A 17,460-nucleotide genomic window follows, 5' to 3' on the forward strand; every position below is an offset into this window, starting at 1 on the left:
GTAGTTGTTTCACTCTCTTGAGTCGTTTCTTCCGAAGTTACTTCTTCGGTTGTTTCTTCGGTAGTTGTTTCACTCTCTTGAGTTGTTTCTTCCGAAGTTACTTCTTCCGTAGTTTCTTCAGTAGTTGTTTCACTCTCTTGAGTTGTTTCTTCCGAAGTTACTTCTTCCGTAGTTTCTTCGGTAGTTGTTTCACTCTCTTGAGTTGTTTCTTCCGAAGTTACTTCTTCGGTTGTTTCTTCGGTAGTTGTTTCACTCTCTTGAGTCGTTTCATCAGTAGTTGTTTCACTCTCTTGGGTCGTTTCTTCTGGTTGAGTTGGATCTTTCAACTCCATTTCAAAAATAGTCTGGTTTGCATCATCGTATGCACGAATTTGTACGGTTTTACCAATCAATACTTTAGGTAACTCAAATACTTTTTTACCTTTAATCATCTTAGGTAATAATGTATCATATGTAACATCTTCCCTGAGGATTTGATGATTATTGACAAAGATTTCGATATAGTTCATATCTTCTTCATAATCTACTTCAATCAATAAGCGTCCGTCTTGACTTTCAATTTGTTGAATATTAACTTTCGGTGCTTGACGATCAATTCTAAATGGACGTGAAATTTGTTGCTTCACAAGCTTATCATTATCAGATAAAGTGTAAACAATCAATTCTAAATTATATTGATCAGATTCTTGAATATCTTTAATATCATATTCACCGTAGACTTTTGTTAAGTCACCTAACTTTGATATTTCAGCAGGTGTAAGTTCTTTAATTACCTCACCTTTTGAGTTCCGAATTATGTATTCAGCTCGATGAATTTCCTTGAAGTTTTTCACTTCTGCATTGAAGCCAGCAATTTCATCATTTTCACCATAAATACCATAAACACCTGGGTGATTGATGGTAATGAGTGGCAATTCTTTCGTTGTTGCTCCCATCTCAAAAGTATAATCTTCAGGATCAATTTGCTGATTTTCAATTATAATGGGTTTATCTTCCGCTTCTTCAGAAGGATTCTCAGGTTGTTCTGGATTTTCAGGATTTTCTGGTTGATTCGGCTCTTCCGATTCCTCTGGTTGCTCATTTTCTTCAGTTTCATCTTGATTCTGATCTTCAGGCTGTTCCTCTGGAAGTTGACCACGAATTACTTTGCGCGTTACTTGACCTGAATTATCTCTTAAGTAGAGCATCAATACTTTTGCTTCTTGTAAATAATCTGGTAATTCAATGATTTGTTCAGTTTTTAACAACATTGGGGTTGCTTTGCGATCAATCGCAGGCCCTGAAATCCAGCCTCCTTCAGGGTTGTAAATTTCTATATAATCTATTCCTGATAAATTATCCGTTGCTTTTATGGTAACACGATGATCCTCAATTGTTACTTCTGCTTCAGGTGGTGTATTATCGACCACAATTTGATATTCATAGCGTTGGCGTTGTGCACCTTGGTAGTCGATTTCAGCTTCGATAACATATTTGTAAATACCATCTGCCACGTATTCGTTGTTCGCATCGCGCATATCCCAAGTAGCATTTCTCATTTGTTGAAGGAAATTATAGCGTCCATTATCCATATAGAGTTTACCAACTTTAACAATGCGATTTTCATGCATTAGGTTGCGAATGATTTGGTTATTCGCATCTTCAATTCTAAAATCAACATTGACTGCATCACGTAAGAAAGATAATACAGGTGTCAAATTATTTGTTTGTCCTTCAATATTGACTTGTGACACAAACACAGTTGGTTTATTGTCAACATTATAGGCTGTCCAATAGTTCCATCCATTGCCTTCATTTAAACGAACGAAAGCCGATTTATCAACACCAGTCAACTCCCCTTGTTCATTGAAATATTCCATAATTGGATAATTAACTTTATCCGGTCCTTCAAAATCGATCATATGGTCGATAATTCGAGGTTGATCCCATTGCCCTTTATAACCTAAGAATGGAACAGTAAGATTTGGTGTATCTTCCCCTTGAGCCTCTAAGATGAAGAAGCCATGGATATATTGATCTGCTGGAATACCATAAGTATTTAAGATTTTTTCAATACTCAATGTCTCGCCTGCTTTGACAGTAATTTCCCCTAAAGCAACGCGTTGAACATTTCGTGTTGTTTCTGTATAACGATTTGAATCTTGATCAACAGTTGAATGAATTAATTCATATTTTAGTTGATAGGTTTGATCGACATCCCCGTAGTTCTTAAGTTCGAGTTGAACATTAAATTCTTCGCCTACTTCGCGTAACTCTAGCTTACCATCTTTAAGCGTGTCACGTTCATTTGTAGCGGTTACCGTAACTTTATTCTTCATCGCATTAGCGATATTAACTAACCCAGCACCTTGCACAGTAGGACTATAGTATGTTTGGTCTTCACTATTAGGGTCTACCATCGGTACGGCAGTATTCATTAACATTAGCATCGTTAAGTCGTCTTGTTTTGGATCGGCCTTGCCATCTTCTTGACGCGTTAAGAAGTTATTTTCATATAGGTATTGCATTAATAGAACAGCAAGACCTGACATATGAGGTGTAGCCATCGAAGTTCCAGACATATCTTGGTAACGATTATCACTCATTAAGCTATAGATATGGCCACCTGGCGCTGTAATATCTGGTTTTAACCGTAAATCTGTTGTAGGGCCCCAAGATGAAAATTCACTAATATGCTTGAATTGTGGGTTTTCAAAGTATTCTTTACCGTGAGGAATTTTAACTTGCACAGGATTTCGATCCGATTGATTAATTAATTGTAAAATCTTTTCGCCATCTTTTTTACGAATAAACATGACTGGAACGTTAGGATTCTCTTCAATTCCTGTCATATTCATTGGGTAATCTTGTTCAATATTGTCAACGATAATTACCCCAGCTGCACCATGTTCTACCGCTCGGGCATATTTTTCACCAAAAGATATATCTCCACGATGTATCAATACATATTTGCCAGATAAATCTTCATTTTCGTTGTAATCACTTTGCAGACCTTTCCCTTTATCAACAATGGAATGATAATTTTCTGAGAAATTATCTTCAAATGGCGTCTTACCTAGTACATTGACGGTAACTTCTTCTTCACCGGTCTTAATTGACACGTAAGTTTCCATATACTGTCTATTTTCACTTGATGCAACGGCCATTGAGTCTTCTAATACTGCAGGATATCCGAGTACACCTTGGTCTGGATTGGCAGCAAGGTTAGGTGCATCTTGTCCCCATGCCGTATTTCGGTCATTCCCAGCGGCAACCATCGGAATAATTCCTGCTTCTCGTGCTTTTTTAAAGGCTAATGCGGTAGGTGAATTTCCATCAAGGGTAAATCCAGAGGCACTACCTAACGACATATTAATAACATCTGCTCCCAGTTTGATGGAGTCGTCGAAAGCTTTAAGCCAAGTATCTTCAAACACAGAACTATGAGCTTGGTCATTGGTAAATGCTTTCATAATTAGAAGTTGAACATGCGGTGCGACACCTTGAATTCCACCTTCTTCAATGTTCCCATTGGCTCCAATGGTTCCTGCAACGTGAAGCCCATGTTCATCGACGTCTTTAATCGTTTGAACATTATCTGCATAGTTAAATCCATAAGGAATTTTCGATGAGTAATATTTTCCTGGAAGTTTTAATAGTTCGATTAACGCTTGCATGGCTGCTTCATTGTAACGAACAGGTACGTCCGGATCTAAGTTAAAATCGCGGTGTTCTGGATCCGCACCAGTATCAATCACAGAGACAACCATCCCATCCCCTTTGTAACCAAATTGTTCGTAGTACGCTGGATCAAGGCCAACTAGACTACCACTCGAATGCATTTGAGGCGAAGCAGGTTGCTTGAATTGTTGCTGAATATTGACACTTTGAACTTGGTGATGCTTTAACAAAGCTTGATAAGTTGCTGAATCAACTTTAGCTGAAAATCCTGTGAAGGAAGCAGAAAAATATTGATTTGTCTGGATATCAAACCCTTGTTCTTTTAAGGAAGCGATAATTTCATCAACTGTTGACTGAACTTCATTCTCAGCCTCGATTAATGATTCTTTAAATCTTGCGTCATGGCGATCAATTCCACGTTGAAGCGCTGCAATGTTTTTTGTTTGAACAATAATTGAAATAAGATCTTCTGATGCTTCATTTTGTGAAGATTCATCGCTTATTCGTGAGTTTACTTCAGTCGTTTCAGTTGAAATCTTATCATCATCAACTTCAATTTCATTATTATTCACGTCTTTATCAAGATTGTTTGTCACTTCCCCTGAAACTTCTTCTGTTTCAACATCAAAAATTTCGGTTTCAGTGCTTTCTGAAAAGTCATGGAAACCTTCTTCAATATTTTCATCCAATGCATCGACTTGTGCTTCATCCGAATCAATTTCTGAGTGTTCCTCGATATTTTCAAGGGTGCTCTCTTCAATCGAATCTATCACATGCGATATGACTTGTGATGTATCACCAGTTTCATTTGATAGCTCTGTAGCCATCGCAACGGATGGGCTTAATACTCCTGCAAGAAGCAGCCAAATTAATAACCAATTGCGTAACTTTTTCAAGTTAATTTCCTCCTCAATATTTTAATTTAATAATATAATTCTAATATTAATCACTTATTAAAACGCTGTCAATACAAAAATGAAAAAGACCTGAAAATTTCAGGTCAAAAATTAAATATGGATTAATATTTCCCAAGTGATTCCAAATTTGTCAATAAATTTACTATATTGTACACCATCGATGAGCGTATCTAAAGGTTCAATAATGGTGCCACCGTCGGATAAATCTTGGTATAGTGCCTCCCCTACTAAAGAGCTGTCGAAATCTAAATTAATTATCGTATTCGTCCGGTCTAAGAAACTTCCGGAAAGTGCTTCATCCTGTCCTCTTAAAGTAAAGTCGCCAAATGATAACTCAGTATAGTAAATTTTGTCTTTCAGTTCATCGGATATTTCAGGATCAATTTCTCCATATGTAATCGTTGGATTAAATGCTTCCCCACCTAATATCTGATGGTAAAATTCAAAAGCTTCTTGACAATTTCCATTAAATAGTAAATTAATATTAAAAAACATATTAGCCCCCTTCTCACATCAATTAATTATTTATAGTAAGTATACAAAATATTACTGAATAAGAAAAATTATCGCCTCTAACCTAAACAGTTAAAGGCGAATTGAGGATTATTTGGCTTTGATAAAATGTCGATTGTAATACATAATCCACACCACTAATGCAATAATAGATACAATAGATATCCCAATTCCAGCTATTAATCCTACCGGTCGATATACCATTTTAATTTGATGTTCTCCGGATTGAATCGGAAATGCGAGCAACCCTTCCCATATTTCACGAGTATCAACGGATTTTCCGTCTACTTGAATGCGCCATCCTCGATCATATGGAATTGAAGTAAACATCCATGATGAGTCATCGGTAATATTTACATTTCCTTCAATTGAGTTACTACTGCTATGTTTTACTTGAAGTCCGCTTGGTTGACGCTCTGCGACCAGTTTTTCGACCAAACTTTCATCCAATCTAGCAAAGCGTAATTGACTTAAATCAATCGGATGATTAGCTTCAGTCCGAATTGAAAAAGTTTGTTCAATTCCTTTCGCATGACTAGCAATGTTGACTAATTGTGTTTCACTATAACTTGAAATCATCGGTAACCGCTGACCATTTAATAGGAATCGATTGTTATTACTATCCATAAAGCGAATGGAATCAGGTAATTGTACATAATAATCATCATCAGTAGTTGGAGTGAACCGATATGTGATCACACCTTCTTCATAATCATTTTGACGTTTAACCGTAAAATTATTTTGATCTTCTGTGATGACTTCGAGGTTTTCCATCGAATCAAGCTCAGCTTCAATATCTTGTAGAAAGATATCATCTCTTTCTATTATTGCTTGGCCAATGGCATTATGATTATTCATTGGTCGATTTTTGATCAATTCGAGTTGAATAACGGATTCATTCACACCAAAAGCAATCGGTAAGACGTTTGGATTACGGTAAATTTCAAATCGATCGGTAGAGTCGATTAAGTTTTCACTTGTTAAGACACCTGGACGCGAAAAATCTTCTCTGAAATGATATTGTGGTTGGTCGGAATCACCTGTGTACGGTAAATCCTTAATATGATATTGAATATTAAAGATGGCATCCGTAATTTTACTACCATTATAGGTTGTAGCAGCATTAATTCCATTACTTCCAATACGATAAAATAAATTACGGGTATTATTTTCTAAGTTCGAGCTAAAGTTTGTAAAACCAGCGAAGTCTTGCATAAAGGGATCATTTTTATCCCGATAGAATAAAGGATTAATTCGGTAAAACTCATCGTCATCTGGTCGAATTTTATCAACATATTCTTGGGAAATTGCGATTGAATTTTTAAACAAGCTTAAACTAGGATAATTCATACGTGATTGGGATAAATACATATTAGATCCTAACTCAGCAGCTAGAATCACGGCGATGGCAGCCCATTTATATCGATGTTTTGAAACTAATAAAATCCCTACTAAGGCAAAACAAAAAGCAGAAGCTTGAAGCTGAGCCGATGTTAAGAACGTATGATCTTGTAACATCACAAAACTCAACACAAATAATAATACCGCTGCAATAAAGAATAATTCTGTTGTTTTAATTCGATTATTTTTCTCAAAGTAGCGGTACGCTAATAAAATAATGAAAAATGAGATTAACCAAGAAAAACGATAGAAGAATCCTGCTGGAGATTGTCCCATATGCCACAGTTGGTTGGTAAATTTATGGACAATCGAAATAAGGAAAATTATAAAGATGCCTGTTGCTCCAATTTTTTCATATTTAGTAATACGGGGTTCAAAGAAATATAATATTAAACCGATTAAAGGTAATGAGCTGACAAAAATATTTGGTAGATTAGGCCCGGCAGACCAGGAATTATTATCAAAAGAACCAATCATAAACTTCGAAAATATTTCTAATGGGTTGATTTGTAATTCCCAAGCGAAACGCATTCCCGAGTTTAATTCCCCTTTACTATAAAGTAAGTTGAAAAATAATGGGACGATAAAAAATGCAATTAATCCAACCGATAAGATTCCACTCAAAGCAACTGGATAAAGTCGCTTCCATAAAATTTCAAAACGTTTTTCACGAGATTCACTGACTTGCCATTGATGCGCCATAATGTAGTAAATCGCGTAAAAGACAATAAAAATACAAATCATAAATGACATATAGAAGTTGATAAAAATCGTAAATGCGAGTAGTCCAATAAACTTAAATGGTCTTCCGCCATCGAGCAATTCTTCCAGTCCAATTAAGATAAGCGGAAGCATAATTAAAGCATCCATAAATAGAGGATTCATTTGATAGGATACGCTAAATCCACATAATGCGTATGCAGTACTGAATAAAACAATCTTTAAATTAGCATTATCTTTACTTTGGCGTTTTGATAAATAATAAGCCATGGCTAAGCTCATACAGCCATATCTTAAGAAGATTCCTAAATGTGCCGCGCTGACAATTTCTAATTTTGGAAATAATAAATAAATTAAATTGAATGGACTTAATAAGTAATAAGCCCAAATCCCAACGGTTGAACCGCCCATTGATTTATTGAATGAATAGACCAACGCGCCAAAATCACGTTCTAAAATGGTTCGACGCATAAATGCAAATAAATCAATGTATTGGTTACCAAAGTCAATTGCCATTACAGTATTATCCCCGAACGGATAGAATTCATTGAAATACCAAGTAATCGTTACAATCGAAAGTGGCATTAAAAAGCTGAGCAGTAGCATCATACTGTGTTGAGGATTAAAAGATTTTTTAGTTTGTCTCTTCAACATATGGCTCCCCTTTCTCCGACGGATAACAATTCGTCTCATCCACAATGTAATGCGGTCGGTGTTTCGTTTCATAATAGATTTTACCGATATATTCTCCTAATACTCCTAGTGATAAAAGCTGAATTCCTCCAAAGAATATAATTGTAAAAATTGTCGTGAAATAACCACTGACGATTCGATCTTTAAACATAAAGAATTCAATTAATAGCCAAATTAAATAACAGATTGAAAGTCCAACCAATCCGATTCCAATATGGATAATAAGTCTCAACGGTTGACTATTAAATGAAATCAAACCTTGAATCGCATAGTTCATGGACTTTGAAAAATTAAACTTCGTTTGACCTTGTTTACGAATTTCATTTTTATAGGGAATCACTTTCTCTTTAAACCCTACCCAACTGAAAATGCCTTTTGAAAATCGATTGTATTCTCTTAAAGATAAGATCGCGTTAAGTGCTTTACGGCTAAAACCTCTAAAATCCGAGACCCCGTCTTGAAGTGAAATATCCATCGACTGGTTTGCCACGCGATAGAACATCCGGGCAAAAAACGAAGGGATTTTCTTCTCTCCTTCTCTCGTCCGCTTTGCACTTATAATATCGTAACCCTCATGATAGGCTTCAATCATTTGTTTTACGACATAGGGAGGATGTTGTAAATCTCCATCCATTAAGACAGTTAAATCTCCCGTTGCGTGTTCAAGTCCAGCAAGAATCGCAGCTTCTTTGCCAAAATTTCGACTAAAACTAATATACTTTACACGTGAGTCTAACTCGGCAAAATGTTGAATATATTGGAGTGTTTTATCTGAACTGCCATCATTAACATAGACTAATTCTAATTCAATTGAACTCAATTCTCCTAATTCTTGAGCAATTGTATCGTGGGTTAACTCGATAGCTTCTGCTTCATTATAAAATGGAATGACAATGGATAACTTCATAGTTTACTCCTACTCTGCTTGCTCTAAAAATATTTTTCGTGTAACAAAATTAAAAATCATCACAAAAACCCCTACAATTATTTTGGATAGCATCACCGGTTGCTGGAAACCATCGACTAAGATAGCTAAACCGATAATTGTTAGTATGAGACCACACACACTTAAAGTATAAAAAATAATCATTTCTTTGCGCTTACCTGTTTCATCGTATCGACTTTTAAAAACAAAACGCATGGATAAGTAATAATTATAAAATGTTGCTATGATAAAAGCGATTGTTGCAGCAATCAAATGGTGGATTCCTAATACACTATTAGCAATATACAAAATCACCATATCTACTAACGTGGCGCTTCCACCCACTAAAACAAATTTTGATAATTGTAGTATTAATTCCTTATTTAATGTGAAACATTTATTCAATTCTAAACTCCTTCAATCTTATTAGATGAGCTATACGCTATTATTATGCTATAATAAAACAAGTTTTTCAAACACCGTAAGCTAACAAATGAAAGGATGGATAGTATGTCAAGTTGGTTACAAGATATACAGCGTTTATTTCGATTAATAACCCATATCTTTGGCGTCATTGCCACACTATTTTTAATCAATCAATTTATGTTATTCTACCGATTATTGGCTTCAATTCATACGTATCTTGCTTTGGCAGTGACTTTGATTATTTTACTCTTACTTAGTTATTTATTTTATCGTGTTTGGCGAATTTATCACGGACCCAAAGCAATGAAAACTTTACCGCACAATTATACACGTCAGGAGTTGTTAAAATATTTAATTCAAATGGAGCGAATTTTACGTCATAACCCGAATATCAGTGTTGTACCTGAAAAGTTACCTGAAGTTGAGATTGCTTCAATTATCGATGAGGATGAAGTTGAACAACAGATTCAACTTTATCAAACACAGATTGAATCGATGTTATCGCAATTAGAATCGGAATCTAATCAAATTATTCAAGAAAATGCGAATGCGTTATTTATAAGTACTGCGATCAGTCAAAATGGTGTTTTAGATAGTGCAATGGTCTTGTATACATTAGGGCGTATGATCTATCAATTAGCTAGGTTATATGAGACCTATCCGACCTTACAGAGCTTGTTTCGCCTATATAGTCAGGTAATTACAGCTGTTTTAGCAGCACGTTCCATTGAGGATTATGATCTTATTGAATCACAGCTTGAGCCGGTCATTACATCGGTTGTTGGTGAGAGCTTAGCTTCAATGATTCCTGGGATGGTTCCGATAACGAATTTAATTATTAGTTCAGTTCTAGAAGGCTCGATTAATGCATTCTTAACTTTACGTGTTGGCTATATTACCCAATCATACTTAGGACAATATGAAGAGCGTGAGCAACGACAGCTTCGTACATTTGCTTCTAATTATGCGATTAAACAGATGACGGCGATTTTAAATAAAAATTCAAAATATATTGTCAAATCGCTTGCGAAAGCTACAAAAAATGCGAGTATCAATTCTGCTCGCAAGTGGTTTAACTTTGATTCATAAATAAAAATAAAAGATGAATTATCATTATGAGGTGAGAATTCATCTTTTTTAATATAATAAATTATTCTGCGGTCGTTTCGTCGCTTTCAAGCTCGAATGCTGGACGAAGGTGTCCTTCTTCGGATAATTTTTCTAAAAATTCATAGACTTCTGGAGAAGTGAATGCATCTTTTAATGCTTTCGTAGCTTCACTATCAACGTTTTCTTTACGAACAACTACTGTAATTGCAAAAGTATTGTCTTCTTCATCTTCTAAGAAAAGTGCATCTTCTGGTGTTAAGTCAATTTTTGCAATATAAGTTGGATAGTTAAATACTAATTCTACTCCATCTTCATAAGCTCCAGTTAAATTTAGTAGATCGACTGAAGTAAATTTAAGGTTTTTAGGGTTTTCTTTAATATCATCCACTGTTGGTAATGCATCTTTTTCTTCAAGTGTAATTAGACCTTGTTGTGCTAAAACTAATAGTGCACGAGCTTCGTTGGTTGGATCTGATGGAATGGCAACTTCAGCCCCGTCTTCAATATCTTCAATTGATTGATAAACCGGTGAATAAAAACCTACAACCGCATTATAGATAGGCTGAATTGCTTCTAAATCAGCATCACGTTCTTCGTTAAACATTGCCATAAATGGTTGATGTTGAGCAAAACTTGCATAAGCTTCATCATGGAATACTGCTTCGTTATATTGAATGTTATCAGAAACTTCTACTAACTCAATTGAATAAGGCTCTGCGATGTTTTTAGCTGCTAATTCGACAATATCTGTCATTGGTGGTAAGTGTGAAGCAACGCGTAATACATGCTCTTCTTCTGCTTGGGCTGTTAGTAAGCTAGAAGCAGTCGATAATGCAAGTGCTGAAATAGATAAAGTTTTTACTAATTTTTTCATTACTAAAAAATCTCCTTTTCGAATGTGTTTTATCGTTTATCAATTTTTTGAGCGAGCTTTAACCCAAAGTATTGAAAAATTTGTACTAGAATAATAATTAGTACAATTGCAAAGTACATGATATCTGATTCGTATCGCTGATAGCCGTAACGAATCGCAAAGTCGCCAATACCACCTCCCCCAATAACGCCCATAATCGTTGAATATGATAAGAAGCTAACAAATGCAGTTGTAAATCCAATAATTAATGAACTGCGAGCTTCTACGTATAAAAATTTAAACACAATTTGCCAGATCGTTGCTCCCATGGCTTGAGCTGTCTCGATAATTCCGATCGGGACATCAAATAAGGACTGTTCTACAAAACGAGCGTATAAAGCTGATGCAATCACCATCATTGAAAATGATGCTGCAACCGGATTTCCAGTAGCCCGTCCATAAAGCATCCGAACTACGGGTTGTAGCGCTACAACGAGTAGTAAGAATGGGAATGAGCGAATGATATTAATAACTAAACTCAAGAGAGAATGAGCTATTCGTGCCCAACGTTTTTGACCAAGTAAATCTTGTTTGGCTGCTAAAAATAAGAAAGTGCCTAAAGGTAATCCAACACCAACTGCAGCTAAGGTACTAAATCCCATCATAATCATTGTTTCTTTTAAACTGATAAATAATTTCGGCCAATATTCAGTAATTCGTTCGATTAGATATGACCATTCCATTGACCTAACTCCTCTCTAACACGTTGACGATAGTTATGTCGAGGCATTTTATGTTCCACATTTTGATGGTGAAATTGATCCACAATTTGTCCACGTTCCATAACGACTACGCGAGAGCTCAATTGTTTAATCACATCCAACTCATGCGTTACAATCACCATTGTCGTATCAAATTGCTTTTGAGCTTGTCTAAGTAAATCAACAATCTCTTCTGTCGTTGTTTGATCTAAGGCAGAAGTGGGTTCGTCACACAATAATATTTTAGGTTGATTAATTAAAGCACGTGCAATACCTACTCGCTGCTTTTGCCCGCCGGATAATTGACTTGGATACGCATGTCGATAATCGGATAATCCAACGAACTCAAGCAATTCTTCTAGCGGTGTATAATGTTTAGAATGGGCAATATGAACAGGCAATAAAATATTTTCAGCAACGGTTTTATTTGCTAAAAGATTAAATTGTTGGAAGATCATCCCAATCTGTTGTCTCAATAGACGTAACTCCTGATGCTTAAGTGACATGACATCTTGTTGATTTACTTTAATGGTTCCTTGATCAGGTTTTTCTAATAAATTGATGCACCGGAGTAAAGTTGATTTACCTGCCCCACTCTCACCTACAATTCCTACAATTTCTGAAGGATTAATAGTTAAAGATACATCATCGAGCGCTTTGATATGTCGATGTTTTGTGCGATAAGATTTTGTAAGATGACTTAGTTCAATCAATTTACTTCCCCCATCATTATGATATAGTAGATGTATCTATTTAATGACCTAAAAAATAATTATAGCCACAAATTATTATATCAGACTCAAAAGATGTGTCTAGTATTAAGTTAGTGAAGGAGCAAAATAATGTTAACACAAGATAGTGCTTGTTATGTTATCCAAGAGATTATTAAGTTATATCCCGATGTTGAAACTATTTTAGAGTATGACACCCCTTTTCAACTATTAATTGCTGTCATGCTGAGTGCTCAGACGACGGATATCGCAGTTAACAAAGTGACACGAAAATTATTCAAAGATTATCCAACCGCTTTAGATTTATCCAAAGCAACCCCAAAAGAAATCGAACCTTACTTGAAATCAATTGGATTGTTTCGGAATAAATCAAAATTTATCGTTGAGTGTAGTCAACAAATTATGTCTGATTTTGATGGAGTGGTGCCCAAAGAGCGGAAAGAACTTGAAAGTCTTTCTGGAGTAGGTCGTAAAACTGCCAATGTTGTCATGAGCATTGCCTTTGATATCCCAGCCTTTGCGGTAGATACCCATGTGAGTCGTGTATGTAAACACCATGAAATCGTTCCGGAAAATGCGACCGTACGACAAATTGAAGACTATATTGTATCAATCTTACCTGCGGAAGATTTAACACAGGCACATCAATCCATCATCTATTTTGGCCGAAATGTTTGTCACCCACGTAATCCAATTTGTCATCAGTATCCTCAACTCTACCAGAATCTAGAATATATGGATAATCAAAATTTTTATGCATAAAAATAAGGTTAAAGTCTGTTGGATAAACAAACTTTAACCTTTTAATTTATTATCGCTCTTCAATAATATAGTGTTGCAATTGAACAGGATAGTATGAAATGATACGTTCAAGCCATTGCTCTAGCATATCTTTAGCTAAATTTCGTTGATTACTGATCGTGACAAATCCTAAACGAGTTAGATTATAAGTATCATGATTGGATATTTCACAACTAGAAATTTTGAGTTGATCACGGGCATAATCTAAAATTGAACGAATTATGCGACGCTTATCTTTTAATGAATAACAATCTTCTAATAATAGCTCGACTTCAAGTAAATAAATAAACATACTTCTACCAAATCCGATGTCCGATATTCGTAATTAATAGGCCTAATTCAATGTCCCAGCGGCAATATTGAATATAGACTAATTCTTCCCCTGTCCCATTATAAGCCATCTGTGGCATATAATAATCACCATAAAATTGCTGACCTTGATTGGCATGAAGAAATTCAATGGTTTGCGTAATATAGTACCCTTTACTTAATCCTTCTTCATTCGTCACAATTACTTCAGAACCAATATGTAACAAATCTTGATCGTGGAGTGGATTAAAAACGCCATTATCTGATAAATTATAATAATGCCCAAAAAAAGTTTCAATCCCGCGCTTACCGACTCGGACAGCTTCATTACGTCCAAGTGCTTCATTAAGGGTTTCAAAATCTTCTCCATATCCGCGATTCCCTTTTAAGTCAGTATAGTAAAAGGGATGACCGTTCACGACCAATGTATTGGGTTCAAATCCTCTCGCTTCTCCTACGGGATACTTAATATTTACCTCGCCTTGATAAACATTTTCCAGAGGAATCGGTTGATGGATTACTGCACCTTCAATCAAACTTGGATCTGGGAATCGATAGACATCATTCCAATGCAGATAGCTATAAGTAGCCAGCTCCGCTATCGGTTCGATTGTTTCACTGACAGAGGGTGGCATCATGTTCAACAAGCCAGCTAAGAGCGAGAAAATGAATAACAATGACATTATGAATTCCTCCGAGGTTCACTTGAATTTTGTTCAATATGACGTGCCATCAAATCAACTGTATTTCCCTTATGATATCCATCACTATACGCTTGACTCGATTCGTTATACTCAGGCGCTTTAAATTTCAAACGGCCATTAATCTCATGTTCAAATTTTTCTTTCACGGCAGAAGGTGTTTGAATCACTAAATCATAAATTGGATTATCTTCTGAAAACTCATGACGTTGGCGATCAAACTTATCTTTCAGGCCATCTAAGAACCCTTGGTAATAAGATCTTCGTGTAATTGCAATTGTTGTATCAGAATCAATTTCTTTTAATGCTATAGACGCATAGTGTTTCATCATTTGTGCTGCCAAATGATAAACTTCGTACGCTAATTCAACGTCTTCCTCAAACCCCATAAGGACTAATTTGCGCTGAACACTTTCTTGGTGAGGTAGACGATGACTTTGGATGTAAAACATTACACGGAAATTTTTAGCAATAATCTTTACCAAAACTTTTTCCCACCAATAAATCCGTTTATAAACCGATAGGGATTTAATAACAATCTCTTGAGGATTTGATGCATCCACTTCTTGTTGTGAAATTTTATATTTTAGCATTAATTTTTGAGCCATGAGTAAGGCAGTCTGACCTTCAGTATCCGAGGCATCTTCGGCTAAAGTTAATAAATTTCGAATTTTATCAAGAATTTTTTGATTGTTTGACATTCGCACCCCTCCTCAGATAATACTTATTTATTATATCATAAATCATGGATTAAGGGGTGTTAAGCTGCCTAACAGGTGGCGCATCGAATCTGGCATGGGTGCTTCGAACTTCATTTCTTGCTGAGTGACCGGATGAATTAAATGTAATCTCGAGGCATGTAAGTATTGGCCATCCTTTAAAGAATTTAGCGATGTGGCGCTGCCGTGTATTGCAGATCGATATAAAGGGTCACCAACAATGGGATGTCCGATATAATCAAAATGAGCTCGAATTTGGTGCGTTCGCCCAGTATCGAGTTTTGCTTCTACAAGTGTGGCTCCCACATACCGTTCAATTACTTTGAAATGCGTGATGGCTTCCTTCCCTGCTGCATCGCCCGTATATTTCAAACGGTTCTTAGGATCGCGCCGCAATGGAATATCGATAATTCCGGTTTGAGGACCAATTTCACCGAGAACTAACGCTGTATAAATTCGCCCCATCGTCCGATCCATTAATTGCTGCGCAAGAACTCGGTGTGCTGAGTTATTTTTAGCAATTGCTATTAATCCAGAAGTTTCTTTATCAATTCGATGAACAATTCCCGGTCGAAATAATCCCGCCTCATCACTCAATGCGTTTTGAAAATGATAGACTAGACGGTTTACTAAAGTTCCATTCGGATGTCCTTTTGAAGGGTGAACCACCAATCCTTGCGGTTTATTAACAATAATCAGCTCAGAATCTTCAAAAATGATATCAAGCGGCGAATTATCAGGTGTAAGCTCAATTGGGTCCTCATTATCAATCGGAATTTGAATTGTGACTGTCTCATCTCCGTTGGTCACATAATTTGCCTTTACTTGTTTACCGTTCACGGTTACTTGTTGGTCTTTAATCCATTTTTGAATGGTTGAGCGACTCTCTTTCGGAAAATAATTTAAAAGTACTCGATCTAGTCGATCTTGTTCGCCGTCTAGCACATAAGTGAATTCTTCATATTTTATCATTATAGATAATCCTTTCCTTCTTGATCGGTAAAAATGATGAGTATTAAAGCGATACACCCTAGTGTTAAGGCCGCATCAGCAATATTAAAAACCGGAAAATTTATAAAGTCTAATTGAATCATATCAATGACATAACCTAATCGTACGCGATCAATCAAATTACCTACTGCTCCACCAAGTAACAATCCATAGGTGCATCGAACGATTAGCGAATCATTTTGATGTTTATAAATTAAATAACATAAATATCCAACAACAAACATCGTGATAAAAATAAAAAATAATGTTCTCCCTTGCATCATTCCCCACCCAGCGCCGTAGTTATGAAGATACGTCAAATTTATAAAGTTGGGTATGAAGACTTGAGGCTGTTGGAATGGTAAATTCATCACACACCAATATTTAATCAATTGATCAAATATGATGACAAATATTGCGATTAAAAAAGAAAATAACATCTTCGTTTCCTCTCATATTTATGATTTGACTCGTTTGAATCTGTCCTTTAGATATTATATACTAAACTATGTTATAAAGAAATTTCCAATGATATTAAGGGCCCCTTAATATCTATTTTTAAAAATTAGGAGAAAACCATGAAAAAAATAACAAAATATCTATCAATTTTATTGATTTCAACCCTATTATTTGGTTGTGACAATTCACTCGAACGCTCAAAACGAACAATTGATGCCTTGCAAGATAATATGACTCAAATCATCAATATTTTAAATGAGATTCAAAATGAAGAAGAGAATATCCAGCGTGACTTTGAAGCAACGCTTAATTCTGAAGATGGACTCACAGCATTTGGTGATGAAAATTCTGCTATTCAAATCAATGTTTCGGAACGTGAATATCAATTAGGTCTTTTATCAGAACAAGTTGGTGCTTTAGAAAAGTATATTGAAGAATTTACGACATTTACAGATGCAGAATTACTTGATCGTCAAGAAGTGATTCAACAGATTGATTTGTTGAATCAGCTACAAGAAAATTTAGCGGTTTATAGCAAGGACTATCAAGCGAATATCCAAAGCGAACAACAAATCTATCATTCGCTATCTGACCCAGAAATTGATTACAATCGCTTTTATCAAATTTTTGAACAAGTTGAAACATTAATGACAACAAACCATATTAACTTAGAGAAAATTTTAGGTTATTTTGAACCAATCAATACTCAATTAATTAATTTCAAAATCTACCTAGTCAATTTATCGGAATCTAAAGAATAGTTTGTGAGGG

At 35.6% G+C, this 17,460-nt stretch carries 16 protein-coding genes; 3 read left to right on the top strand and 13 right to left on the bottom strand.

The features are described from left to right. The 5 genes from CYJ57_RS04650 to CYJ57_RS04670 form a co-directional block, all read right to left on the bottom strand. A partial coding sequence (locus tag CYJ57_RS04650; RefSeq protein ID WP_101954268.1) for a S8 family serine peptidase occupies nt 1-4,556 on the bottom strand: 4,556 nt, incomplete at its 3' end. A 111-nt stretch (nt 4,557-4,667) separates the two neighbouring features. After that, nucleotides 4,668-5,072, bottom strand: a complete 405-nt coding sequence (locus tag CYJ57_RS04655; RefSeq protein WP_006701281.1) for a VOC family protein — start codon at nt 5,070-5,072, stop codon at nt 4,668-4,670. 108 nt (nt 5,073-5,180) lie between these two features. Next, a complete protein-coding gene (locus CYJ57_RS04660; RefSeq protein WP_180764394.1) occupies nt 5,181-7,865 on the bottom strand; it encodes a YfhO family protein in 2,685 nt (894 codons plus the stop codon). Beyond that, nucleotides 7,846-8,811 carry a glycosyltransferase PgfS gene (pgfS, locus tag CYJ57_RS04665; protein WP_006701283.1) on the bottom strand — a complete coding sequence of 322 codons (966 nt, stop codon included), beginning with the start codon at nt 8,809-8,811 and terminating at the stop codon, nt 7,846-7,848. The genes CYJ57_RS04660 and pgfS overlap by 20 nt, the downstream gene beginning before the upstream one ends. A 9-nt stretch (nt 8,812-8,820) precedes the next feature. Next, complete coding sequence (locus tag CYJ57_RS04670) at nt 8,821-9,234, bottom strand: GtrA family protein (protein ID WP_101954270.1); 414 nt, start codon at nt 9,232-9,234, stop codon at nt 8,821-8,823. Between the two features lie 105 nt (nt 9,235-9,339). Here CYJ57_RS04670 and CYJ57_RS04675 point away from each other — a divergent pair, with 105 nt between their 5' ends. After that, on the top strand, nt 9,340-10,344 hold the full coding sequence (locus tag CYJ57_RS04675; RefSeq protein ID WP_180764395.1) for a DUF697 domain-containing protein: 1,005 nt from the start codon (nt 9,340-9,342) through the stop codon (nt 10,342-10,344). Between the two features lie 61 nt (nt 10,345-10,405). Here the strand turns inward: CYJ57_RS04675 and CYJ57_RS04680 are convergent, their stop codons facing one another. Genes CYJ57_RS04680 through CYJ57_RS04690 form a run of 3 tightly spaced genes read right to left on the bottom strand, consistent with a single transcriptional unit; the run spans nt 10,406 to nt 12,692 of the window. Further along, entirely contained in the window at nt 10,406-11,239 is an 834-nt protein-coding gene (locus tag CYJ57_RS04680) for a MetQ/NlpA family ABC transporter substrate-binding protein (RefSeq protein ID WP_101954272.1), read from the bottom strand. A gap of 29 nt (nt 11,240-11,268) precedes the next feature. Next, nucleotides 11,269-11,961 carry a methionine ABC transporter permease gene (locus CYJ57_RS04685; protein ID WP_006701287.1) on the bottom strand — a complete coding sequence of 231 codons (693 nt, stop codon included), beginning with the start codon at nt 11,959-11,961 and terminating at the stop codon, nt 11,269-11,271. Next, nucleotides 11,943-12,692: a methionine ABC transporter ATP-binding protein gene (locus CYJ57_RS04690; RefSeq protein WP_101954273.1), complete on the bottom strand. Its 750-nt coding sequence runs from the start codon at nt 12,690-12,692 to the stop codon at nt 11,943-11,945. Before CYJ57_RS04690 ends, CYJ57_RS04685 begins: the two co-directional genes overlap by 19 nt. Before the next feature lie 129 nt (nt 12,693-12,821). Between CYJ57_RS04690 and nth the strand changes: the two genes are divergently transcribed. Then, a complete protein-coding gene (gene nth, locus CYJ57_RS04695; RefSeq protein WP_101954274.1) occupies nt 12,822-13,472 on the top strand; it encodes an endonuclease III in 651 nt (216 codons plus the stop codon). Nucleotides 13,473-13,521: 49 nt separating this feature from the next. Here nth and CYJ57_RS04700 read toward each other — a convergent pair whose 3' ends face one another. Genes CYJ57_RS04700 through lspA form a run of 5 tightly spaced genes read right to left on the bottom strand, consistent with a single transcriptional unit; the run spans nt 13,522 to nt 16,670 of the window. Continuing rightward, nucleotides 13,522-13,803 carry a DUF503 family protein gene (locus CYJ57_RS04700; RefSeq protein WP_101954275.1) on the bottom strand — a complete coding sequence of 94 codons (282 nt, stop codon included), beginning with the start codon at nt 13,801-13,803 and terminating at the stop codon, nt 13,522-13,524. Between the two features lie 4 nt (nt 13,804-13,807). Next, on the bottom strand, nt 13,808-14,503 hold the full coding sequence (locus CYJ57_RS04705; protein WP_101954276.1) for a hypothetical protein: 696 nt from the start codon (nt 14,501-14,503) through the stop codon (nt 13,808-13,810). Beyond that, entirely contained in the window at nt 14,503-15,222 is a 720-nt protein-coding gene (locus CYJ57_RS04710; protein ID WP_101954277.1) for a DUF2786 domain-containing protein, read from the bottom strand. Before CYJ57_RS04710 ends, CYJ57_RS04705 begins: the two co-directional genes overlap by 1 nt. Before the next feature lie 42 nt (nt 15,223-15,264). Then, nucleotides 15,265-16,212 (bottom strand): RluA family pseudouridine synthase, encoded by a 948-nt coding sequence (locus tag CYJ57_RS04715; protein WP_101954278.1) that lies wholly within the window; start codon nt 16,210-16,212, stop codon nt 15,265-15,267. Next, nucleotides 16,212-16,670 carry a signal peptidase II gene (gene lspA, locus CYJ57_RS04720; protein WP_101954279.1) on the bottom strand — a complete coding sequence of 153 codons (459 nt, stop codon included), beginning with the start codon at nt 16,668-16,670 and terminating at the stop codon, nt 16,212-16,214. Before lspA ends, CYJ57_RS04715 begins: the two co-directional genes overlap by 1 nt. Nucleotides 16,671-16,808: 138 nt before the next feature. Here lspA and CYJ57_RS04725 point away from each other — a divergent pair, with 138 nt between their 5' ends. Beyond that, a complete protein-coding gene (locus tag CYJ57_RS04725; protein ID WP_101954280.1) occupies nt 16,809-17,450 on the top strand; it encodes a hypothetical protein in 642 nt (213 codons plus the stop codon). Nucleotides 17,451-17,460 lie beyond the last annotated feature (10 nt).

The sequence above is a fragment of the Falseniella ignava genome (assembly GCF_002847645.1).
Lineage (GTDB): Bacteria > Bacillota > Bacilli > Lactobacillales > Aerococcaceae > Falseniella > Falseniella ignava.

Excerpts from the sequence above, each read along its gene's own strand:
- CYJ57_RS04655 (WP_006701281.1), bottom strand. The coding sequence starts at position 5,072 with ATGTTTTTTAATATTAATTTACTATTTAATGGAAATTGTCAAGAAGCT.
- CYJ57_RS04660 (WP_180764394.1), bottom strand. The coding sequence starts at position 7,865 with ATGTTGAAGAGACAAACTAAAAAATCTTTTAATCCTCAACACAGTATG.
- pgfS (WP_006701283.1), bottom strand. The coding sequence starts at position 8,811 with ATGAAGTTATCCATTGTCATTCCATTTTATAATGAAGCAGAAGCTATC.
- CYJ57_RS04675 (WP_180764395.1), top strand. The coding sequence starts at position 9,340 with ATGTCAAGTTGGTTACAAGATATACAGCGTTTATTTCGATTAATAACC.
- CYJ57_RS04680 (WP_101954272.1), bottom strand. The coding sequence starts at position 11,239 with ATGAAAAAATTAGTAAAAACTTTATCTATTTCAGCACTTGCATTATCG.
- CYJ57_RS04685 (WP_006701287.1), bottom strand. The coding sequence starts at position 11,961 with ATGGAATGGTCATATCTAATCGAACGAATTACTGAATATTGGCCGAAA.
- nth (WP_101954274.1), top strand. The coding sequence starts at position 12,822 with ATGTTAACACAAGATAGTGCTTGTTATGTTATCCAAGAGATTATTAAG.
- CYJ57_RS04700 (WP_101954275.1), bottom strand. The coding sequence starts at position 13,803 with ATGTTTATTTATTTACTTGAAGTCGAGCTATTATTAGAAGATTGTTAT.
- CYJ57_RS04705 (WP_101954276.1), bottom strand. The coding sequence starts at position 14,503 with ATGTCATTGTTATTCATTTTCTCGCTCTTAGCTGGCTTGTTGAACATG.
- CYJ57_RS04710 (WP_101954277.1), bottom strand. The coding sequence starts at position 15,222 with ATGTCAAACAATCAAAAAATTCTTGATAAAATTCGAAATTTATTAACT.
- CYJ57_RS04715 (WP_101954278.1), bottom strand. The coding sequence starts at position 16,212 with ATGATAAAATATGAAGAATTCACTTATGTGCTAGACGGCGAACAAGAT.
- lspA (WP_101954279.1), bottom strand. The coding sequence starts at position 16,670 with ATGTTATTTTCTTTTTTAATCGCAATATTTGTCATCATATTTGATCAA.
- CYJ57_RS04725 (WP_101954280.1), top strand. The coding sequence starts at position 16,809 with ATGAAAAAAATAACAAAATATCTATCAATTTTATTGATTTCAACCCTA.